This window comes from Bradyrhizobium lablabi, from assembly GCF_900141755.1.
GTDB classification, from domain to species: Bacteria; Pseudomonadota; Alphaproteobacteria; order Rhizobiales; family Xanthobacteraceae; genus Bradyrhizobium; species Bradyrhizobium lablabi_A.
The window spans coordinates 2766657-2787901 of the sequence record NZ_LT670844.1; the positions used below are offsets into that span (position 1 = coordinate 2766657).

General features: G+C 60.5%; 23 protein-coding genes. 6 read left to right on the forward strand and 17 right to left on the reverse strand.

Annotation, left to right across the window (positions count from 1 at the left end; genetic code table 11):
* Positions 1–15: 15 nt before the first annotated feature.
* Positions 16–843 (forward strand): substrate-binding domain-containing protein, encoded by an 828-nt coding sequence (locus tag B5526_RS12805; RefSeq protein WP_079538510.1) that lies wholly within the window; start codon positions 16–18, stop codon positions 841–843.
* Here the strand turns inward: B5526_RS12805 and B5526_RS12810 are convergent.
* From B5526_RS12810 to B5526_RS12820, 3 genes are read right to left on the reverse strand one after another with little or no spacing between them, the layout of a single operon-like run.
* Entirely contained in the window at positions 817–1515 is a 699-nt protein-coding gene (locus B5526_RS12810; protein ID WP_079538511.1) for an ABC transporter permease, read from the reverse strand. The genes B5526_RS12805 and B5526_RS12810 overlap by 27 nt on opposite strands.
* A 10-nt stretch (positions 1516–1525) precedes the next feature.
* Positions 1526–2191, reverse strand: coding sequence for a class I SAM-dependent methyltransferase (locus tag B5526_RS12815; RefSeq protein ID WP_079538512.1), 666 nt, complete (start codon positions 2189–2191; stop codon positions 1526–1528).
* 37 nt (positions 2192–2228) lie between these two features.
* Positions 2229–2642, reverse strand: coding sequence for a MerR family transcriptional regulator (locus B5526_RS12820; RefSeq protein ID WP_079538513.1), 414 nt, complete (start codon positions 2640–2642; stop codon positions 2229–2231).
* A gap of 65 nt (positions 2643–2707) precedes the next feature.
* Here B5526_RS12820 and B5526_RS12825 point away from each other — a divergent pair, with 65 nt between their 5' ends.
* Complete coding sequence (locus B5526_RS12825) at positions 2708–3433, forward strand: cation transporter (RefSeq protein ID WP_079538514.1); 726 nt, start codon at positions 2708–2710, stop codon at positions 3431–3433.
* A 157-nt stretch (positions 3434–3590) separates the two neighbouring features.
* On the opposite strand, the gene B5526_RS12830 is transcribed toward B5526_RS12825, so the two are convergent.
* The 10 genes from B5526_RS12830 to B5526_RS37670 all read right to left on the reverse strand — a co-directional run bounded on the left by B5526_RS12830 (position 3591) and on the right by B5526_RS37670 (position 14827).
* Complete coding sequence (locus B5526_RS12830) at positions 3591–4751, reverse strand: permease (protein WP_079538515.1); 1161 nt, start codon at positions 4749–4751, stop codon at positions 3591–3593.
* A 121-nt stretch (positions 4752–4872) separates the two neighbouring features.
* On the reverse strand, positions 4873–5649 hold the full coding sequence (locus B5526_RS12835; RefSeq protein ID WP_079538516.1) for a DUF2182 domain-containing protein: 777 nt from the start codon (positions 5647–5649) through the stop codon (positions 4873–4875).
* Between the two features lie 42 nt (positions 5650–5691).
* A complete protein-coding gene (locus tag B5526_RS12840) occupies positions 5692–6324 on the reverse strand; it encodes a DUF1326 domain-containing protein (protein WP_079538517.1) in 633 nt (210 codons plus the stop codon).
* Between the two features lie 850 nt (positions 6325–7174).
* Positions 7175–7816 carry an NrsF family protein gene (locus B5526_RS12850; protein ID WP_079538519.1) on the reverse strand — a complete coding sequence of 214 codons (642 nt, stop codon included), beginning with the start codon at positions 7814–7816 and terminating at the stop codon, positions 7175–7177.
* Positions 7813–8370, reverse strand: coding sequence for a sigma-70 family RNA polymerase sigma factor (locus B5526_RS12855; RefSeq protein WP_079538520.1), 558 nt, complete (start codon positions 8368–8370; stop codon positions 7813–7815). The genes B5526_RS12850 and B5526_RS12855 overlap by 4 nt, the downstream gene beginning before the upstream one ends.
* Before the next feature lie 58 nt (positions 8371–8428).
* Positions 8429–11626: an efflux RND transporter permease subunit gene (locus B5526_RS12860; protein WP_079538521.1), complete on the reverse strand. Its 3198-nt coding sequence runs from the start codon at positions 11624–11626 to the stop codon at positions 8429–8431.
* Complete coding sequence (locus B5526_RS12865; RefSeq protein ID WP_079538522.1) at positions 11623–13056, reverse strand: efflux RND transporter periplasmic adaptor subunit; 1434 nt, start codon at positions 13054–13056, stop codon at positions 11623–11625. The genes B5526_RS12860 and B5526_RS12865 overlap by 4 nt, the downstream gene beginning before the upstream one ends.
* A gap of 157 nt (positions 13057–13213) precedes the next feature.
* Complete coding sequence (locus tag B5526_RS12870) at positions 13214–13939, reverse strand: TolC family protein (RefSeq protein ID WP_079538523.1); 726 nt, start codon at positions 13937–13939, stop codon at positions 13214–13216.
* Entirely contained in the window at positions 13936–14343 is a 408-nt protein-coding gene (locus B5526_RS12875) for a FixH family protein (protein WP_079538524.1), read from the reverse strand. Before B5526_RS12875 ends, B5526_RS12870 begins: the two co-directional genes overlap by 4 nt.
* A gap of 97 nt (positions 14344–14440) precedes the next feature.
* On the reverse strand, positions 14441–14827 hold the full coding sequence (locus B5526_RS37670; RefSeq protein ID WP_154071288.1) for a hypothetical protein: 387 nt from the start codon (positions 14825–14827) through the stop codon (positions 14441–14443).
* 133 nt (positions 14828–14960) lie between these two features.
* On the opposite strand from B5526_RS37670, the gene B5526_RS12885 reads away from it, so the two are divergent.
* Positions 14961–15416 carry a YybH family protein gene (locus tag B5526_RS12885; protein ID WP_079538526.1) on the forward strand — a complete coding sequence of 152 codons (456 nt, stop codon included), beginning with the start codon at positions 14961–14963 and terminating at the stop codon, positions 15414–15416.
* A gap of 266 nt (positions 15417–15682) precedes the next feature.
* Positions 15683–16117, forward strand: a complete 435-nt coding sequence (locus B5526_RS12890; RefSeq protein WP_079538527.1) for a hypothetical protein — start codon at positions 15683–15685, stop codon at positions 16115–16117.
* An 84-nt stretch (positions 16118–16201) separates the two neighbouring features.
* Here B5526_RS12890 and B5526_RS12895 read toward each other — a convergent pair whose 3' ends face one another.
* The 3 genes from B5526_RS12895 to B5526_RS12905 form a co-directional block, all read right to left on the reverse strand.
* Entirely contained in the window at positions 16202–16591 is a 390-nt protein-coding gene (locus tag B5526_RS12895; RefSeq protein WP_079538528.1) for a nuclear transport factor 2 family protein, read from the reverse strand.
* A 102-nt stretch (positions 16592–16693) separates the two neighbouring features.
* The gene (locus B5526_RS12900; RefSeq protein WP_079538529.1) at positions 16694–17044 is read right to left on the reverse strand and encodes a DUF1330 domain-containing protein; all 351 of its coding nucleotides are present in this window, start codon (positions 17042–17044) and stop codon (positions 16694–16696) included.
* A 16-nt stretch (positions 17045–17060) separates the two neighbouring features.
* Positions 17061–17771 carry a Crp/Fnr family transcriptional regulator gene (locus tag B5526_RS12905; protein ID WP_079538530.1) on the reverse strand — a complete coding sequence of 237 codons (711 nt, stop codon included), beginning with the start codon at positions 17769–17771 and terminating at the stop codon, positions 17061–17063.
* A gap of 1739 nt (positions 17772–19510) precedes the next feature.
* Here B5526_RS12905 and B5526_RS12915 point away from each other — a divergent pair.
* Positions 19511–19909, forward strand: a complete 399-nt coding sequence (locus tag B5526_RS12915) for a VOC family protein (RefSeq protein ID WP_079538532.1) — start codon at positions 19511–19513, stop codon at positions 19907–19909.
* Between the two features lie 207 nt (positions 19910–20116).
* The gene (locus B5526_RS12920; protein WP_079538533.1) at positions 20117–20329 is read left to right on the forward strand and encodes a hypothetical protein; all 213 of its coding nucleotides are present in this window, start codon (positions 20117–20119) and stop codon (positions 20327–20329) included.
* Between the two features lie 43 nt (positions 20330–20372).
* Here B5526_RS12920 and B5526_RS12925 read toward each other — a convergent pair whose 3' ends face one another.
* A complete protein-coding gene (locus tag B5526_RS12925; protein ID WP_079544957.1) occupies positions 20373–21164 on the reverse strand; it encodes an alpha/beta fold hydrolase in 792 nt (263 codons plus the stop codon).
* Positions 21165–21245 lie beyond the last annotated feature (81 nt).

A 21245-nucleotide genomic window follows, 5' to 3' on the forward strand; every position in this document is an offset into this window, starting at 1 on the left:
ACGTAAGTTTCTCAGATGTTGCTGAAGCGGTTCCTGCTCCCTCTCGTTGCCATCGTCGCCGGTCTGGGAGCCAGCGGGCCTGGCTTTGCGCAGCAGCCTTCGATCATCGTTGCATCGACAACGTCGACCGAACAGTCGGGACTTTTCGGCTATCTGTTGCCGCGCTTTTCGGCTGCAACCGGTATCGCGGTGAAAGTCGTCGCCGTCGGAACCGGACAGGCGCTCGACATTGGACGGCGCGGCGACGCCGACGTGGTATTTGTCCACGATCGGCCAGCGGAAGAAAAATTCCTCGGCGAGGGATTTGGCGTTCGGCGGTTTGACGTGATGTACAATGATTTTGTCATCGCCGGTCCGAAAGCCGATCCCGCGCATATCGCGGGCGATAAAGACGTCACCGCGGCTTTGCGCGCCATCGCCGCCGGCAAGGCGACCTTCATCTCGCGTGGCGATCGATCAGGGACGCATGAAGCCGAACTTCGCCTGTGGCGCGAGGCGGGAATCGATCTCGAGACCATCAAAGGCCCCTGGTATCGCGAAATCGGCCAAGGGATGGGCGCTGCGCTGAACATGGCTTCCGCGATAAACGCCTATCTGCTGACGGATCGCGGCACCTGGCTGTCGTTCAAAAATCGCGGCGATCTCATTGTGCTGACCGAGGGCGATCGGCGGCTGTTCAACCAGTATGGCGTGATGCTGGTAAATCCTTTGAAACACCCGAACGTCAAGGCCAGGGAAGGGCAGGCCTTCGTCGATTGGCTTATTTCGCCGGAGGGCCAAACAACCATCGCCGGCTACAAGGTGAACGGCGAGCAGTTATTTTTCCCCAACGCGTCCCACTAGCAAAAAGGCCACGCTGCTCACGATCACGCTCAATGAGAGCAGAATAAACCCAAGCGCAAGCGCCAAGGTGAGATCGCCCTTGCCGGTCTCGAGCGCGATGGCCGTCGTCATGGTTCGGGTATAGCCGCGGATGTTGCCGCCGACGATGATGATCGCGCCGACCTCCGCGATGGCGCGACCGAACGCGGCGAGAAATGCCGTCAGCAGCGAGTCCCGCCCGATCAGGAACAGCAATTGGATGCTGCGGGCTTTGGACACGCCGTCGGTACGCATGAGGTCAGCATATTCGGACCAAAGCAGCGAAGTGGGCCGATGCACCAGGGCGATCACGATCGGCGTGGTGATGACGGCCTGCGCGATGATCATGGCGGTCGGCGAAAAGAGCAGCCCGGCAAAGCCGAGCGGCCCCGACCGCGACAGCAAGAGATAGATAAAAAGCCCCGCCACGACCGGCGGCAGGCCCAGCAAGGCGTTGGCCAGCACAATGACGGCCTGCCGTCCCCGAAACCGGCTGACGGCCAGCGCAGCGCCGAGTGGCGCGCCGATCATCATGGCAATCAGGCTCGCCGACAGGCTCACGCGGAGCGACAGGCCGACGATGCCGACAATCTCGGAATCGAAGCTGGAGATTAACGAAAGGGCGGTAACAATGGCCTGGGCGAAATCATGCATCCCGGCCCGTTTACCGTCTAAGCGCGGAAAGGACCATGCTTATTGCTTCGGGCTTCTGGACACGCCGGAACAGGCTGAATTGAAACTGCTGCACGGACTGCCACGGCGTGGTGTGCCGATGGTTTCGCGTCTCGACCAGCGCAAAACCGTCGCCAAGTGCTTGCCCCAAGCCTGCTGCATCGTAACGCACAACAGGCAGGCCGCTGCAGCGCTCGGGACCATCGAGTGCGAAGGTCGCGATGATGGCATGGCCGCCAGGCTTGAGGGCCTTTCGCAGGGCTGCCAGGTACGCCGCCCGATCGCGCGCCTCGGTGAGAAAGTGAAACGCGGCGCGGTCGTGCCAGATGTCAAAGGATGCCGGCGGCTCCCATGTTGTCACGTCGCTCGCGATCCATTGAACATCATGGGCGCGCTCGCCGAGCCGGGCCCTGGCTGTCGCTAGCGCAGCCTCCGACAGATCGAGCACGGTGATGGCTCGAAAGGCACGTTCGATCAGCGCGTCAACCAGGCGTGACGCGCCACCGCCGATGTCAACGATCGCCGAGTCGGGATTTGCTCCCGCGCGCTCGATCAACTCCAACGAGGGGACCGGGCTTTCCTGGAACCAGCTGAGCTCGTTCTCGCCCTTGCTGGTGTAGACCTTTTGCCAGTGGTCGTGACGGTTCTCGGCGCTCATGGGTTTACCTCAACCGGCGCTCGCGCCGGGCAAGCAGTCATTTGGTGGACCGATCAGACGGCATGCCCAGACTTTCAAGCACCCGACAATCGGCCACACGGCCGCCCTCGCAATTGTCGAGCATCCGAGCGAGCTCGCCGCGCAGTGCGTTAAGTTGCGAAATGCGTTGGTCAACTGCCGCCAGGTGACGGGCGGTAATTTTGTCCGCGTTGTCGCAAGGTTTTTCGGGCTGGGCACTTAATGCCAGAAGCTCTCGAATGTCGTCTATCTCGAAGCCCAGCTCGCGGCCATGCCGGATAAAATTTAGTCGCATGATGTCGGGTGCGCCATAGCGCCGCTGCTTGCCTTCGGTACGAACGGGCGCAGCAAGCAGGCCGACCTGCTCGTAATAGCGTATCGTCGGCACCTTCACGCCGGTCCGTCGCGACAATTCTCCGATCGAAACATCCATTTTTCACTTGAACCTCTAGTCGCTAGAGGTTGTACGCTCTTTGCAGATCATTGGGAAGCGTCAGGATGTCCGACCACTGTTGTGGCTCAAATGGCCAGCGTAATCATCAAATTGATACCGCCGCAGCCAGCGGCGGGGATAGCTGCTGTTCGGTGGGCGTGCCGGTATTTGACGGCGTCGAGCCGCGTTACAAGCGCGTGCTTTGGACGGTAATCGGTATCAACGGTTTGATGTTTTTCGCCGAAATGTTCGCCGGCCATGTTGCGGGCTCGCAAGCGCTCAAGGCTGATGCGCTCGACTTTCTCGCCGATACGGTCACTTACGGTTTAAGCTTGGCGGTCATTGGCGCCACCATGAAAACGCGCGCTATGGCGGCGCTCTCCAAAGGCGTTTCGCTAAGCGCGATGTCGCTATGGGTATTTGGTTCAACAGTTTACCAAACGCTCGTCCTTGGCGTGCCCCGTGCCGAACTGATGGGTGCTATCGGGATGCTCGCGCTGGCAGCCAATCTTGCGTCGGTGTTGCTGCTGATGCGCTACAAGGAAGGCGATGCCAATGTGCGCTCGGTCTGGCTTTGCTCACGCAACGATGCGATCGGCAACGTCATAGTAATGATTGCTGCGCTCACCGTTTGGGGAACGGCGAGCGCTTGGCCGGATTTAGCTGTGGCAGGCGTGATGGCTGCCATCTTCCTTACTTCGTCGGTGCAGATTTTGAGGCAGGCCTGGATGGAATATCGCGGAAACACCAACTCACCTTGGGTTACCTCAACGGGCGCTGGCGTCGGGTGAGGTAGTATCTAGCGGCCGGTTGGAATAATGCGACGGGGCTCCTCATCGGAGCGATTGATGGATTTCGCGGAATTTATCATCGGGCGCGCATTCCGCCTCCGCGCTTCGAGGTACGGCGCACTGGTCGCGCGACCCGTTGGCTCAACGCATCCTACAACTACATGTGTTGATGCGAGTGCCCCGTCGCAGGAGGCTTGTTCATCATCCGCAGCATCCCGAGGCCTCCCGTATTGAAGAATCGCCAGACCAGCACGCCTGCGAGAACGAGAAAGGCGATGTTGAGCCAGGTGGTGTAATCCCAGGTGATGGCGGCATCAACCACGCGCGCGTTGCGCTGGGCCGGGACCAGACCGAGGGTACCGAAGATCAGTTCGACGATCAGCGCGGCACCGGCCATGGCGGCATAGAACGTCACGAACAGAAAGCCAGCCATCTTCAATCCGTAATATTTGCGGTAGATGTTCAGGATCGGGAGAATGATCAAATCCGCAAAGATGAACGCGATCGCGCCGCCGAAACTGATGCCGCCGTTCCAGAGCACCGCGGCCAGCGGAATATTTCCGACCGAGCAGACGAACGAGATCACCGCGACCAGCGGCCCGACGATCGGTCCCCATAATTTGGCCAGCAACGGGTGGTCGACGGCGAAGAACGACTGCCAGAATTCGGCCGGCACCCAGGCTGCCAGCGCCCCGGAAATCAGCAGGCCGCCGGCGATATCCATCCACACCGAGGCCCAGTCCATCACGAAATAATGGCTGATCGCGGTAAAACCCTGTTCGGATGTGATCCGCTGCCAAAGCGTGCCGCCTTCAGGGACCGACATATCCATTGCGGCGTGGCCTTCCATACGGCCGGCGATGCCTCGGTCGGCCTGCGCCCTCGCCTCCTCCAGAAGCTCGCGACTGAGAAACCGCCGAAACATCAGAACCAGCAATCCGACCATGATCGGCGCGCCGATGAACTCGGCCAATGTGAACTGCCAGCCCAAAAACACCAGCATGATGAGGGCGAGTTCGACCACGAGATTGGTGGAGGCCATTTCGAACGCCATCGCGGCGGTGAAGTTGGCGCCCTTGCGGAACAGCGCGCGGGCAATCGCCACGGCTGCATAAGAGCAGGATGAGGATGCCGCGCCGAGCGCAAGCGCTTTCGCGATCGTGGCCGGCCGATCGTCCGGCAGCAGCCGCGCCATTTCCCGGTGGGAAACGACCGCCTGCACAATCGCGGACAGTGTGAAGCCCAGAATCAGGGGCCACAGGATTTCCCATCCCATGGCGAACGCCATGCCGAGTGCGCGTAGGATCGATTCTGTCATTCGCCGCCTCTGTGCTTGAAATGCACATCATCAACGCATGTCGGACCAATGGGTCGCCCATCATGCGTGACTGATTGTCCCCGGAATAGATGGACACCCCGAATCCTCGTAGAACTTGTTCTCAAGTTGCGCGCGCAAGAACGATCGTGCCGGATACGATCAGGGCCACACCAGCGGCGCGGCTGAGCCGCTGCCCGAGCGGCAGCAGCTTCTCGGCTGCAACATAAAGGGCGATGCCGGCAATCCAGACAAGGTTCATGATACCGGCGACGAACAGCAGCCCCATCAGGAACCAGCAACAACCGAGGCAATAGCCGCCGTTCCGGAGTCCCATACGCAAAGCTCCCGCGGCGCCAGGTTGCCAGTACCGACTCAAAAACAGCACCGGATTCTGGCAGTAGCGAAGGCACGCGCTCTTGACAGGCGTGAACTGATAAAGCCCTGCGGCAACCAGGATGAGGCCACCAAGTACGGCGCTGGTGCTGGTCATCGCCATCGACAGCAGCCCGGCGCGCTCGAGCCCCCATTGCGCCAGGGTCGCGACGAGGCTGAAACCGGCCCATGTCAGGAGATAGCCACTGAGAAAGACCCAGGCTTCCACGAAGGGACGGACCGAGGCCGCTTGCTTGCGCTGGATGGTTGTAAACAACAGGAGCGTGGGGGCGGCACTCGGCACCATCATGGCGACCATCATCACCCACCACATGACGAACGCGAGCACGGCGTAGGCCGGCGACCACGGCATCGGCATGTCCATCGACATATCGGCCATGTCGGTATCCATGCCTGCACCGGCGGCTAGATAGATGCAGGCCAGCACCACAACGCCAGCCAAACCGGCGACAACGATTAGGCGGTCGCGCCGCAGCAGATATTCGAGCACAGACGTCTCGGTCATGGGCTCATCTCGGCCGCTGGAAAAGCGACCTTTGGCGCAGCGTCAAGCCGCGACACCTTGAGGTGTCTGCACGACGTTGGCGAGGGAGCTGTGCGTGCCCTTCGTTTCAAACTTGATCGCGCCGGTCGAGCGGATGTTGGCGGAGGCAACTTCGGCGGCTTTGTGCTCAAAGCCCTCGGGCATCACAACTTGGATGCGATGGGGCGCGCCCGTCACCGGGTTCTTGATCGGCTCCACCTCGGTCTCCAGCACACCCTTGGCGACGAGGCGCGCGACGCGTCCATTTTTGTCGAATGAGAACTCGAACGGCACAAACAGCGGATCATGGATCGTAGTTACGATCACGCTGAGGATTTGGAACAGCGTACCCTCGGCCGAATTCTTGCCCGACATGATGTTGAAAAGTGCCTGGCGCTGCTCCGGCGTAGCGCGCTCATCGATGATCGGCTGCATCTTCCCGTTGCCCTCATGCAGCGCTCCGGGAAAATCAACGGTTGCCGCGAAAACGAGACCATCGAGCTTGGTCCCCTCGAAATGTCCTTTGGTAATCCTCAGGCCGACCAGGGCTTTGCACGAGCCGTGAGTCGGCGGCGCATTGAAATCGCAGGGACAACCAAACGCGCAATTGCAGTTCTTGATCCATTCGCCTTCGAGACGCCAGTCAGATGCAGCCATGGCACACCTCCCATCGCGTTGTCAGGTTGTCAGGGACTATGCAGCCGCTCGATTATCCTCTTCAGCGTCAAAAGCCCCGGTCAATGCGAGCAGAATCGGGATTGGATATGAGGGTCCTGCACTGCTCGACGGAGCCATGAGACGGTTAGCGGACTGCGACTTGCTGTCCTGACCATGGAAGAATATCAGCCAACGTCCTCAGCGTACAGGCGGAGCCATGGATGGTAGTGCGACATTTTCGCGTTTCCGGCCTCCTGGAGCCTGATCACGCGGCTTGCTGCTTGTTGTCGTGGGTCCAACGCACGACTGTGCCAGGCCATGGGGATGCTCTTTTCGTTTTGGCGAACACCAAGTGAAAAGGGTTGCGGAGATCGAGTGCTTATCCGCAACCCTTTTACGCTTCGGGCCGGGTCAAAAAGCGGCGGCCGACGACCCGCTTACATTTTGGCCGGTGCGCATCTTGGTATTACCTGCCTCCACTGCGCGTCACCTGAGATTTCGGGCCGCCTTGATAATGCCATCCACCGTCGTTCGGACTCGTCGCGGGCTGCAAACGTGACGCTGCCGGATAGAGGGCGAACGAAGAATTCAAATCGCTTGGCGAGCTAACCGTTGTGGTTTGCGCGCTCTGCCTGGCCTCGCTCGGCCAATAGCTTTTGTCCGAGATCGTCGAGCCCGCATGGGCCGTTGCAGATATCGCCGCCAGCGGCAGCAACAGCGAGATCGTGAGAAGGTGTTTCGTTAACATGGTCCGGCTCCATCATTGTCGGAGGCGCGTGATGCGCTTCCAACAATGAGTTCGGAGCTAATCGTCCGGCGGTTACAGACTCACGCCGACGTGAAGACACGTCTACCAACGCAAGAGACGCGGTCCCAATGCTGCGCCTGCTAAGGTGCACAGCACAATCGTGCCGCCGTACCAGACCGCGACGAACGGCAGTGAATCATCCGTGCAATGAAGCGCATATGCCATCGCGCTGACGCCGCCTGCAATGAGACCGGCGAAAGCACCTGCGCGACCGAGATTCGTGGGCGCAGCTCTTCGCACGGCCCAGATGGCAGCAGCGAAGGGCACGATCGCGATGATCGGGATAGAGAGCAGGCATTCCAGCCACTGATCTCCCACAAGCATCTTTTCCCAGTGGGAGCTTGGCGCGAATCCAAGGCTGATGACGGAAAGTACCGCGATAGCTCCGAATGGTATTGCAACCAAAACTGCCGAGGTTTTTCGTTCCCCGCCGGGGCGTGCCAGCCTCGTCAGGTAAGTCGATGCGACGCCGACGATCCCAACCGTGAATGCAAGCTTCAATAGCAGAAAAGCAAAGGCGCGGGCCGTCATCAAATCTGGGCGGACGCCCAGTCCGGCGAGTGCGATGCCTAGCGCCACGATTGAACCTGCGGCAAGCGCGACGTAAAGCGTGCGAGCGACCGACCTGCGATCGACCGGCTCAGGGTTGGTGCTCAAAAGGGCAACCAGGTCATCCGTCTTCATGTTTGCGTTTCCCGGGCAATCAGGGCAGCGAGTGTCTTGAGCCCACGATGAATATTCACTTTCACTCCGGATTCAGAGATGCCGCACCGGCCTGCTGCTTCGGCGATGCTCTGTCCATCCAGTTTTACCGCCTCGATGGAACATCGCATCTTTTCCGGCAACCGCTGCATGAGCCTTCTGAGATCGTATGAACTCTCGGCGTCGACATTGTCGTCGTGCGCCATCATGGTATCGGCCTCCTCGATAGACACCTCAGCAAACGACGTGCGGCTCCGGCGCAGGAAATCGATCAACTTGTAGCGCGCGATGGCATGGACCCACGGGGTCAGAGGCTCAGTGGGATCATAGGTATGTCGCTTGAGGTGGATCGCCAATACCGCTTCCTGAACCAGGTCTTCGGCCTCCGATATACCTCTGCCAATGCCCGCGAGCTTGCCTTTGAAATAGGCACGCAGGCGGCGGCTCAATCGTTCGAGCAGCGCGCGGTGCGAAGCCGCGTCGCCGTCCAGGCTCGCAAGCATCAGCGCCTTGAGTTCGATTTCGTGGGTCGTCATGCCTGCGTATTTCTATTAGTTCGTTGGCCCGGCGGGTTTGGTTACAGGGGCCGGCGCGTTATTCTGCTGCTTCTGGGCGGTCGAAGGCATTTGACGAAGTCTGATCCTGACTAGCCCGTTCCACTGAAACAGCGGCAGTCGGTTCGCTCGGCAATCCAAACCCCTTGACCAACCCGAAGATCGCCGGGATCACGATCAGCGTCAGCAAGGTCGAGGAGATCATGCCGCCGATCATCGGCACCGCGATGCGCTGCATGATCTCGGAGCCCGTGCCGGTGCTCCACATGATCGGCAGCAGGCCTGCCATGATGGCGACTACCGTCATCATCTTCGGACGTACGCGTTCGACCGCGCCCTCCATGATGGCGTCGTAAAGATCTCCCCGCGTCAGCGCGCGGCCCTCAATGTCACGTTTCGCCCTGATCTCTGCCAGCGCATGATTGAGATAGATCAGCATCACGACGCCGGTCTCGGCGGCGACCCCGGCAAGCGCGATGAAGCCGACGACCACGGCCACCGACAGGTTGAAGCCGAGCCACCACATCAGCCAGAGACCGCCGACCAGCGCGAAGGGCAGCGACAGCATCACGATCATGGTCTCGGTGATGGAGCGGAAGTTGAGGTACAGCAAGAGGAAGATGATCGACAGTGTCACCGGCACGACGATCTTCAGGCGCGCGGTGGCGCGTTCGAGATATTCGTACTGGCCGCTCCACATCACATAATAGCCGGGCGGGAACTGAATGCTGGCCTGCACCGCGCGCTGTGCGTCGGCGACGTAGCCGCCGAGATCGCGGTCGCGGATGTCGACGTAGATGTAGGTCGCCAACTGCCCGCTTTCGGTGCGGATCGATGTCGGCCCGCGCGCTGGCACCACCTTCGCGACCTCCCCGAGCGGCACCGCACCGCCGCCCGGCATCGGAACCAGGACGTCGTTGGCGATCGCCTGCGGATTTTCGCGCAGGTCTCGGGGATAGCGCATGTTGACACTGAACCGCTGCCGGCCTTCCACCGTCGTTGTCACCGTCTGACCGCCGAGGGCGGTCGCGATGACGTCCTGGACGTCCTGCACCATGATCCCGTAACGCGCCAGCGCCGCGCGGTCGGGCGTCACATCGAGGTAGTAGCCGCCGATGCCGCGCTCGGCATAGGCAGACGACGTGCCCGGCACGGCTTTGAGCACCTGTTCGATCTGCTTTGCAAGTTTGTCGATCTCGACCAGATCGGTTCCGATCACCTTGACGCCGATCGGGGTGCGGATTCCGGTCGACAGCATGTCGATGCGCGCCTTGATCGGCATGGTCCAGGCGTTGGAGACGCCCGGAAACTGCAGCGCCTTGTCCATTTCCGCGATCAGGCCGTCGACCGTCACGCCGGGACGCCATTCCTCCTTCGGCTTGAGGTTGACGACCGTCTCGAACATTTCTGAAGGCGCCGGGTCGGTCGCGGTCGCGGCGCGCCCCGCTTTGCCGTAGACCGAGGCCACTTCGGGAAACGAGCGGATGATCTTGTCCTGGGTCTGCATCAATTCGCCGGCCTTGGTGACGGAGATGCCAGGTAACGTCGTCGGCATATAGAGCAGCGTGCCCTCGTTCAGGTTCGGCATGAACTCGGTGCCGAGCTGGCGCGCCGGCCAGATCGTCACCGCGAGCGCCGCGAGCGAAAGGGCGATCACCAGCGCCTTGGCGCACATCACGCCCTTGATCACCGGCCGATAGATCCAGATCAGGAAACGGTTGATCGGGTTCTTGTGCTCTGGAACGATCCGGCCCCGGACGAAGATCACCATCAGCGCGGGCACCAGCGTGACCGACAGCAGCGCCGCCGCCGCCATCGAAAAGGTTTTTGTAAATGCGAGCGGGCTGAACAGCCGCCCTTCCTGTGATTCCAGCGTGAAGATCGGCATGAACGAGACGGTGATGATCAACAGGCTGAAGAACAGCGCCGGTCCGACCTCGGACGCTGCCTCGATCAGGATTTTGACGCGGGACTGGCCCGGCTCCGCCCGTTCAAGATGTTTGTGGGCATTTTCGATCATGACGATGGCGGCGTCGACCATGGCGCCGATCGCAATCGCGATGCCGCCGAGGCTCATGATGTTCGAACCCAGCCCGAGCAGCTTCATCGCGCCGAACGCCATCAATATGCCGACCGGCAGCATCAGGATCGCGACCAGCGCGCTGCGGACGTGCAGCAGGAAGACGATGCAAACCAGCGCGACGATAATGCTCTCCTCGAACAGCGTATGCTTGAGCGTCGCGATGGCGGCATTGATGAGGTTCGAGCGGTCGTAGACCGGAACGATTTCCACCGATTTCGGCAGGCTGCTGGCGATCTCCTTGAAGCGCTTTTTCACGTTCTCGATCACGTCGAGCGCGTTGACGCCGAAGCGCTGCAGCACGATGCCGCTTGCGACCTCACCCTCGCCGTTGAGCTCGGTGATGCCACGCCGCTCGTCAGGGCCGAGCTCGACGCGGGCGACGTCGCGCAGCAGGACCGGCGTGCCGTTACTGGTCTTGAGTACGATATTGCCGAGGTCGTTGATGCTCTTCAGATAGCCCTTGCCACGGATGACGTATTCGAACTCCGAGAGCTCGACGGTGCGGCCGCCGACGTCGGCGTTGCTGGCGCGGATCGCGTCGCGCATCTTCTGCATGGTGATACCGAGATCGCGCATGCGCTGCGGATCGAGGATCACGTTGTATTGCTTGACGAAGCCGCCGACGCTGGCGATTTCGGCGACGCCTTCGGCTTTCGCCAGCGCGAATTTCAGGTTCCAGTCCTGGATGGTGCGCGTGTCGGAAAGGTTCAACTCTTTCGACACTACGGCATATTGGTAGACCCAGCCCACACCGGTCGCGTCCGGGCCGATGGTCGGCGTCACGCCGGGGGGCAATCGCGAGGCCGCGCCGTTGAGGAATTCGAGCACGCGTGAACGCGCCCAATAGATGTCGGTGCCGTCCTCGAAGATGACGTAGACGAACGACACCCCGAAAAAGGAGAAACCGCGCACCACCTTCGAACGCGGCACGGTCAGCATCGCGGTCGTCAAGGGATAGGTGACCTGATCCTCGATCACCTGCGGCGCCTGCCCGGGATATTCCGTATAGACGATCACCTGCGTATCGGAGAGGTCCGGTATGGCGTCGAGCGGCAGATGGACGAGCGCGTAGATTCCGGCCGCGGCGGCAAAGCCTGTGCCGAACAGGACCAGCAGCAGGTTACGGGCCGACCAGGCGATCAGGCGCGCGATCATGGCGACTTCCCCCCGGAATCCAGGCCCTTGAGCGCGGCTTTGAGATTGCTTTCGGCATCGATCAGGAAATTCGCGGAGACGACCACCTTGTCGTTTTCAGCGAGCCCTTCCCTGATCTCGATGCGACCGTCGCCGCGGCGCCCAAGCTTGACCGCGCGCGGTTCAAAACGGCCGTCACCCTTGTCGAGAAGGACAATTTGCCGCTCGCCGCTGTCAAGGACAGCGCTGCTGGACACCGTCAAAACCGGGGTTTCCGCGCCGGTAGCGATTTCGACATCGGCATACATGTCCGGCCGCAGCACTTCGTCCGGATTTGGCAATTCGATTCTGATCCGCGCGGTCCGCGTCTCCGCCATCATGTGCGGATAGATCAACGCGACTTTGCCGACGAAGACCCGATCGGGGTAGCCGCGAAGCCGGACGCTGGCCTTTTGTCCGACCTCGATCAGTGAAAGATCGCGCTCGGCGACATCGGCCAACACCCAGACGACCTCGTGATCCGAGATCCGGAACAGAACGTCGCCGGGAGCCGCGCGCATGCCGTTGACGGCTGCGCGCTCCACGATCTCGCCGTCCTGCGGTGCAGGCCAGCTCACATAGGCCGGGATTTCGCGCGTACGCTCGATGTCGGCAATAAACGCCTCAGGGGCATCCAGATTTTCAAGGCGCCGGCGTGCGCCTTTCAAGGCTTGGTTGCTGATGCCGGCATCCGGGCGGGCATTGAGCGCCGAAAGATATTCGGCGGCGGCGCTCGACAGGTTCGGGCCGTAGATGCGCATCAGGCGCTGGCCCTTATGGACATGCGTGCCGGTAGTGACGTTTTCGACGGTATCGATAAAACCTTCGAAACGAAGCGACACGACCGATTTGCGCCGCTCGTCTTCCTGAACGGTGCCCGGTGCACGAACCACCGTGTTCAGGGCGCGCCGTTCCGCAATCTCGGTCTGAACACCTGTCTTTTGCAGTTTGCCCGTGCTGACCTTGACGGAAGAATCATCGTCCTGCTCGCCCTCATAGACGGGCAGATAGTCCATGCCCATCGAATCCTTCTTCGGTGTCGGCGAGGTGTCGGCAAGGCCCATCGGATTTCGGTAGTAGCGGATTTTGCCACGTTCTCCGCCCTTCGCGGTCATGGTTTCCGGAGCTTTCTCCTCGAAACTCACATCTTCGCTTGCGTGGACTGCGAGATAGTCCTTGCCCGCCGAAGTCTTCTTCGCAGTCAGCGAGTAGTCCGGCAGACCGTCCGGATCGCGGTAGTAGATGATCGGTCCGGTCGCTTCCGGCTGAGTTGGGCTCTGTTTCGCGGCCGCGGGCAGAACACCGTCGAGCCATCCGAGAGGCCGACCGTTCGAACGCCCAACAACCAATCCGACCAATCCGGCAGCCAGGACTGCGGACACGATCAAGAAAGCGCTTACTGGCCGTCTCATAGCGAACCTCCCGCCAAGCGTTCCATCTCAGCGCGCTTGAATCTGGCGGGCACCTGCGCACGAGAAGCGTATGATGTGCGCTTCCTCAGTGAGTTCGGAGCGGATCGCCGGCCGGTTACGTGCTCACGCTGACGTGAAGCCGCCCAATACGTTCCTCTCATAGCGAACCTCCCGCCAGACGTTCCATCTCCGCATATTTCGTCTGCAATTCCACCTTGAGCTTCAGCAAGTCGAGCTGAACCGCGCGAAGCCTTCGTTCCGACTCGAAAACTGAAGAAAGATCGGACGAGCCGGCCTGAAAACCGTTTCGCGCGTTGTCGACAGACGAGCGAGCCGGCGGTAGCTGACGCGTTGTATAGATTTGCGACGTTGTGCCATATCGCGATCGCAGCAACCCGAGGATCTCGTCATAGCGCCGTTTGATTTCGGTCGAGATTCCTACGGCTTCATACGCTGCGTTGTATTCACCATGCGCGGCAATGACCTGCGCAATCAGTTCGGTAACGGTCGCGCGTCCCTGGAATTTTGCGGCGTCGGCGTCCGATTGCGCAATATCGCGCTCGAGGCCGTATTTGCCCCAGAGCTTCACCTCTTGTTCAATGCCAAAGCGACGCTGCCCGACGCCAAGCCGGTTGACGTCCCACGCTTCAAGGATGAGGGTCGGATCGGCCAAAACGCCGGCCGTTCCGATCTTGTGGACCGCCGCATCGAAGTCGAGCGAGGCCGCCGCCACCGTCGGATTAAGGCGCTTGGCAATTGCGACGACGCTTTCCACCGTCGCGCCGGGCATGGTCTGATCGCCCGCCGCTGCCGGAGACAACCACAGCGCTGCGGTGGTTGCTCCAATTGCAGCGAGATAAGTGATTCCGACCGAGCGGATCACGGCGTCGCCTTAAGGACGAGCTTGCTTTCGACCGTGCCGGTCTCGCCCTGCACCTTGGCGCCGAGGGAGAGCTGCCAGCGGCCCGCCATCCCGAAGGTCGCTTTGAACTTATAGGTGCCGGGCTCGCCGCCCGGCACGGCTGCGATCTTGGTGGCCATCTCCTGCATGCCGTCGGGCGCCATGTCGAGGCGGGTGGCGAAGATCACCGCATCGGGCACCGGCTTGCCGGTCTTGGTATTCATCAGCCTGACGGTGATGACCTTGTCGGGGCCGGCCTGAACGGTCTGATCGACGAGTTCGAATTGATAGTCCTTGATGTCGGCGCGGGCGATGGCGGTCGAACCAGCCATGGCCATGCCGATCAGCGCGGCCTGCAAGGCGCGCGAGGAGCGAGACGTCTTCATTTCAAATCCTCAATAATTTCTGGTCGCCGCAAGGCGGCATGCGTTTATCCGCGCGGCTCTAAGGCCACGCGGCAGCAACCGGCGCAGCAAGCGCCGATCAAACCAGAATGCGAGGAGGATGCTCGGGAGGCGGATGGCCGAGGCCGTCGGGCCGGAAATCATTCTGCGGTCGAGCAAGACCAGACGACACCGCGAAAAACGGCTGGAACAGAGCCATCGTCATGCCGACAAAGCATTGCGCCGTGCAGGCCGCCATGAAGATGCACTTGTCGCAGCCGATAGGCATCGGAGCTGTCGGCGGACAACACGGCATTTCGCCTGCCATCTGGTCCGCCGATGCCGCCATGGACATATCGTCCGCCATCGCCGACATCGATGCATCGGAAGTCACGCCGGCCATCACGGGCGAGGACAGCGGGGCCAATACCAGCCCCGCGATCATCAGGATCGCGAGCAAACGGCGGATGGTGATCAGGCGTTTCACGTCAACAAAATACCACAAAACGACCCGGATTGATAGTCTGCCGAGCCTGACGACGGCGTGATCGGTCCGGCGCCGGCTTCGTCAACGCGGTGGGCGACCTTGTGCCATTCGGTGGCCGAATATGGAGCAGGCAATGGATGCTTTGCCGACCGCGAACACAGAGATAACGCAGTTCTTCCGCCAGTGGCTGGAAACCTTCGCGGGCTATGTCCGTGAGGTCGACTACGCCTCGGCAAGGCCGCTCTTCCATCCAGATGTGCTTGCCTTCGGCACGCACAACGATGTCATCCCCGGCCTGGATAAATGGGTCACGACGCAATGGGACAATGTCTGGCCGAAGACCACCGACTTCCGTTTCGTCCTTGAGCAGACATCGGTTCTGGCGTCCCCCGATGGCATGATGGCGATCGTGATCGCGCCGTGGACCAGCACGGGCTATCATCCCGATGGCAACCCGTTTCCGCGCCCCGGCCGCGCCACCATGGTGTTTTCCAGGAATGCCGATGGTTGGCTTTGCATGCATTCCCATATGTCGCTCAACCGTGGCGTGCCGCAGGTGAGTCATGCCAATCGACCGGTGAAGGCCTAGAGCATGATCCGGAAAAGTGGGTACTGGTTTTCCGAAAAGATCATGCTCAAACAAAAAGATAGAGCGGAATGACGATTCGAAGAAAAGTCATCACGCTCTAGTGGACCGCATCGAACGCTCGGTGCCCGCGCCTGACCGATGCCCTCATCAGGGCGCCGGGACCGCAGCTTAAGCTCACGTTGAACCCTCAGGAGGCTAGAACCCACCAAGAGTGGGCTGCATGAGCCCGGTTCACCCCGTCCAAGGTGGCGCGGAGATTTCAGGTGATGAATGCTGTCAGACAATCCTGCCGGCTCGGCACCATCGGAAGCGTTGTCGGCCTGTTGGCGCTCCTGGCGTCGGTGCTGACCCAATTGTTGCCGGCGGTCTTTCCGCCCGAACCCGCCAAGGTGATTGACGATGCCGGACCGAGAGTAAAGGACCATCTGATTTTCCGTGCCAAGCGACTTGAAATCAGATCTCGCGAGGCTTCCGAGCAACGCACTGTCGGCTACACATGGACCCAGGGACTTTCAACGGTGGCGGTCTCGCTGGGCTTGCTCGCCATTGCTCTCGCAGTCTTCTCGGTCATCCTGCGAGAAGAAAAACTCTTGGCAGGCGTCGCGGCCGCACTCGGCATCGCGGCCATCGCCGTCCAGGTGTTTTGGATGTTGATCGGCGTGGTGATCTTGATCGTGATCATCAACGCCCTCTTTTCTTAAAATCATCCCCGGAATTGCATCACTGGCTCGAGCCAGTCGCGAATGCCCGAGCGGACATCTAGTCTGAAGGGAGATGCCAGCGTCTTAGGACCAGAACCGGTCCTCTCGCTGCTCATCGCCTTGATACTCGCGGAAGTCGGTCGCCTTTCCGTTCTTCATCCGCCAGACGTGGATCTCCGGAAACGACGCGGAAAGCCCGTTTCGTTGAGCATTCACGGTGACCAAGACGACAACGAGATCATTTTCAGCCATCACATTGTGCACATCAATGCTGAACGCGCCTCTGGAGAGCTCCATCGTGCGCTGAAAAAAGCCTCCGATCTGATCGTGGCCTGTATAGTCGCCTGATAACGGGCTATGACCGGGAACGTGCCAGGTGATGCCCGCGTCGAAGGCCGCAAACACCGAAGGAACGTTTCCTTGCGCAAAGTCTTCGTAGGCTTTGCGAATAATCACGGAATTCGTATCGCTCATCGTTATCTCCTACATAAGAGTTAACACCCCCCTGCATCGCGTGCGGTGATTGCCTTTTGAAAAAGTCTCCCTGATCGATCGGGCGCTGTTGGTGGCGAAAGGTCAATGCGGCGCTTGCGTCAGTGCCCAGGCGTCTATCGCCCTTATCTTGTCCAGGCTCTCATCTTTCTGGCCGCGCACCATGAGCACGACGGCGTCGGCGCCGGCCTTGCGGTCGACCGCGATCTCCGCATATTCGGGCGACTCCTGAAATTCCATCGCGGCCGCCTGGTCGGTAAATTCTAGCACTACCACCTTGTCGCGCTCGAAAGGTCCCTCCAGCACCTGCGGCCGCTCATCGGCGACCAGGAGCCTGCCCTTGAACTTGCGAAAGACGTCGAAAAAATGTGCCTGGTAGCGGTCGTAAAGCTCGCGACGGGTGAATTTGAGCTGGGCGATGATGTACACGCTCATGCTGCTCGCGCTCCGGTCAGTGGTTGCGCGCGCCGACGATGAAGGCGTCAAGGCGGCGAGCGCTGATGATGGTGATGTGACCGCGCCGCTTGGTGATCAGTCCGAGCCGCTCAAGCTCGCCGAGCGCGATCGCAATCCAGTTTCGGCTAACGCCGACCATCTTGGCGAGTTCTTCCTGCGTCAGTCCGTCGACATGCAGCCGTAGACCGGCCGCATCACCGCTCTCCTGCCGTGCCAGTGATTTGAGTGTGCTGCAGAGGCGTACCGCGGCGCTGTCGAGTACTAGAGGTCCACTGCGCTCGATCGATTGGAGGGCGAGGATCGCCAACAGACGCGTGATGTTCCAGTGAAAGCGAGGCACCATGTTCAAACAATTCATGAAGTCAGTTCTTGTCATGACGGAAGCTGTGACCGGTTCCAGGGCGACGGCCGACAGGATGCGCGGCTCGCGCGTCACAAGCGCCGCAAGACCTAAGATGGCACCGGCGATGCAGAGCCCGAAGGTGAACTCCTCGCCGCTCTCCAGGGTCTGGTAGAGCCGCACGCGTCCCTCGGTCAGCAAGACCAGCGTGTCGCTCGGCTCGCCTTGGTCGAACAAGATCGCCCTCGGATCGAACGAGAGCGGACGCATCCGGTCGAGAATGAACTGACGTTCCTCCGCATCGAGCCCTTCGGTGGCGATGCTCCATTTCGGCGACAGCATCGGCGCGTGCACAACAGGCGGCATGGCCTCCTCCTGACATTGCGGCGGAGTCTAGTCCATATGCGCGAGATTCTTTTGCCAACAAGTCAACAGAGTCTAGTCCAAATGCGCGAAAATGTTTTGCCAACAAGTCAACGCCGCCGCGTTTGCAGCGGTGCGTGAGCCCGGTGTTGGCACGTTTGAGACATGCTGACTGTATTGGGTAATGTCCGCTTTCAGGGTAACCCGGAAGACATTTGCTCACACTGAGTTCTTCTCAGTTTGACCCACATGTATGGTCCGGCCGTGCGTTGCAAGACCATGATCACTGCGCTTTACAAATATCCGCGCGCAATTGAGTACATCGCTGAACTACCAATGACGATTACCGGCAAGTTCGAAGGGTTTTCTGGTTGTTGCTTGGGCCAAAGGCCTGTTTGGCGCACACCCCTTCGGCAATCCGGCGGTATCTGTGGGCCAAAGCGCGTTCCTTTCGGCGCAAACAGGGGCTCGCCGAATTAATGTTTCTTAGATCGACTCCCGGACGTGAGGGGAATCTACTGATCCCATCACCGCCCCTCTTCGGCTTCTACCGGTGACTGAGAGTTTTGCGCTCCCGCCTGATATTCAGGGTGGAATGCAATGACCGATTACCCAGCCACAATCCCACTGCTCGCAATTCAGGAACTCCGCTGCCCGAAATGCCGAACGCGCATGACGCTTACGCATATCCGGCCAGGGCCTACAGGATTTGAACTTCGCACGTTCGACTGCTCCAAATGCGATCACATCGAACAAATCGCGATAGCGTCAGATGATCCAATGCAATCCGCTGTGGTTGGCTGGTTTACTGGCGAACTACAGCCGCCGAAGTGAGGGCGCTTCGGTTTGCCGCAAGGCACCGTTCAGTGGATAGACGTTCATCAGAGTGTGGACAGCGGCCGAGCGGGACCGCCTCAATTGGCGGCCTCTTTCATTTCAGATCGGCTTCTTGCCCTGCGCCATATCGACGATCGATTTAGCAAGCCGGTCGGGGTCCCCAGCCCGTTTGGTGTGCTTGTCGGGCATGCCAACTTTCACATTGCTTGGTGCCCCATCCGGCGTCGCCGTGTTCGGTCCAAAAGCCGGTAACGATTTCCATCTCGCCGTTAGGCGAGACGATATGGACCTCCCAGCCGTAATTGGGAGTGCCCCTGCCTACAACGAAAGATGGCCGCCGTTCTCGCACGCTTCGAGTCTGCGCCGCGAGCCGGCCCATTTCCAGCCCGGACCCCTGCCACAATCAAACCGACCCACTACCAGGCTTTCCGTCTGGACGCTTGACCAGCTCGAATATGGCAAGGTGGGTACTTTCCAGCCAAGTCTCTAGCGTAGCCCCGCAGACTTCACAGGATGCGTGACCGGTATGCGGTACCAGGAACTTCTCTTCAGTGCGTCGGTACTCGGCGCCGCAATCACATCGGACGATTGTCTCCATTCTCGGAATATGCGCCCCAAACCGGACGTTTTCCAGTGTGGAACTCTGCCACAATAAAACTGACCCACTACCATTTTGCATCCCCTATGCAGCGTGTGCGCTCGCGATACGACTGACGGTCGAGTGCCGACCGGATCTGAAATCTGCTTATTGGGGTAGACCGGAAGTGATCGGCGCACGGCTCGATACGACGAGATTGACCCATTGTGGACGTTGAGCGCGTACTGCATCATGACACGTTCTCAGGCCCTCACGGACCAACTCACGATGCTTGCCGACGAACCATGGAGCGCGTGGAAGAACTACAATGTTTTCTCATGTCCATGTCGGTATCACGAATTTTGAGCGATCGTACGCTTTCTACTCGGTCGTCATGAACGAGCTGGGATTCGAGCTCAAGTTCTGCAGGCCGGAACAGTCGTGGGCGGGTTGGATCGCTCCCGGAAAGGAACGGCCATTATTCCTCATTGGGCTTCCGTACGATCGTCAGCCGACAAATGCGGGCAACGGAGGCATGACGGCCTTCCTCGCCTCAACTCGTGAGGTAGTTGATCGCTGTTATGCGGCCGCACTCGGAATGGGTGGCCGATGTGAAGGGATGCCTGGGCTCCGGCCGCACTATCACCCCAACTACTACGGGGCATATTTTCGCGATCCGGACGGCAATAAGATATGTGTCTGCTGCCACCAGCCAGCACCGGCGTGACTTCCGGTTCTGGCACATCGCGACATTTCGCTGCGCTGCAGGATTTGGTCGTTATCGGGGCATCGCAGACATCGAGCAAGCCTTACCGATCAGCCGCGCCCCCGGTTTGAATACGGGATAACGCGCGAAAAGCTTGCGCTGGCGTCAAGAGCGGCGTCCGTTAGCGGGGGACAGTGACGCATGATTCGACAAACTGGAGCTGCGTGAATGAGCCTGTACATTCTGGACGCTGTTTTGTGGGTTTTCGGAATCCGCGGTCATATTCCCCAACATGACGACTTCCGGCCCGGCCGGGGCGGATCCTCACTCGCCGACGGCAGCAACCCGTTGCGGCGGATGCTGTTAGCCTTCGCGCTATCGGTCGTGTTTCTGTCGCTTTCGCTGTGGGCGACCGTCTGGCTCGCGATACGATTGCTGTAAGGCAGGCCGGCGCTCCGCGCGCAGGCCGATCGCACCAAATTCGTCAGCTTGCGGCGTAGGCCGCCGCCAGGAAATCGCCGATCGCGTCGAGAAAAGCTTCAGGCGATTGCAGCTGGGGCACGTGTGCACAGCCGGCAATGATCTTGAGCCGCGCGTCCGGCAAGAGCGCGGCCAATTCACGCGACATCGGCGGCGGCGTCGCCTCATCCTGCTCGCCGACCAGCACCAGCACCGGCACTTTTACGTTCGCGAGCTCGGGCCGCAGGTCGAGCTCGGCGAGCGCAGCGCAGGCGGCCTGAAACACTTCCGGGTCGGTCTTTAAAAATGCCTCGCGGCGATCGCGCATCAAATCCGGATGTTCTGCCTGAAATTCCGGCGCAAACAGCCGGCGCATCGCGACATCGGTGATGGCCGGTAATCCCTTGGCCTTCGACGCCGCCGCCATGTTGCGGAACGCCTGGCGGCCTTCTTCGGAAAACGCCGCGCCGCAATCGGCGAGAACAAGTTTTGTAGCGATCGCGGGATGGCGAATTGCCATCTGCAGCGCGACGAACCCGCCATAGCCGTTGCCGAGCACGATCGCCTCCTCGCCCCCGGCCGCCTCCTTCACGGCTTCCGCAATCCGGTCGGCGACCGCGGCAAGGCCGCCACCGACCGCGCGGGATCGGCCGAAGCCGGGCAATTCGGGAACGATGAGGCGGAACGATTGCGACAGTTGCGGGACGATGGCGTCGAAACTGGCGCGATCCGACAACAGCGAATGAAGCAGGAAAAGCGGCGGCCCGTCGCCGAATTGCTCCGCATGGACCGTGCCATTGGCGAAAACTCGGTTCATGCGGGTCTCTCTTTCATCGATTGCGGCGCGCGGACGCTCGGCGGCGGCATCCCATTGATAGATCAAATTTCAGCCTTTTCA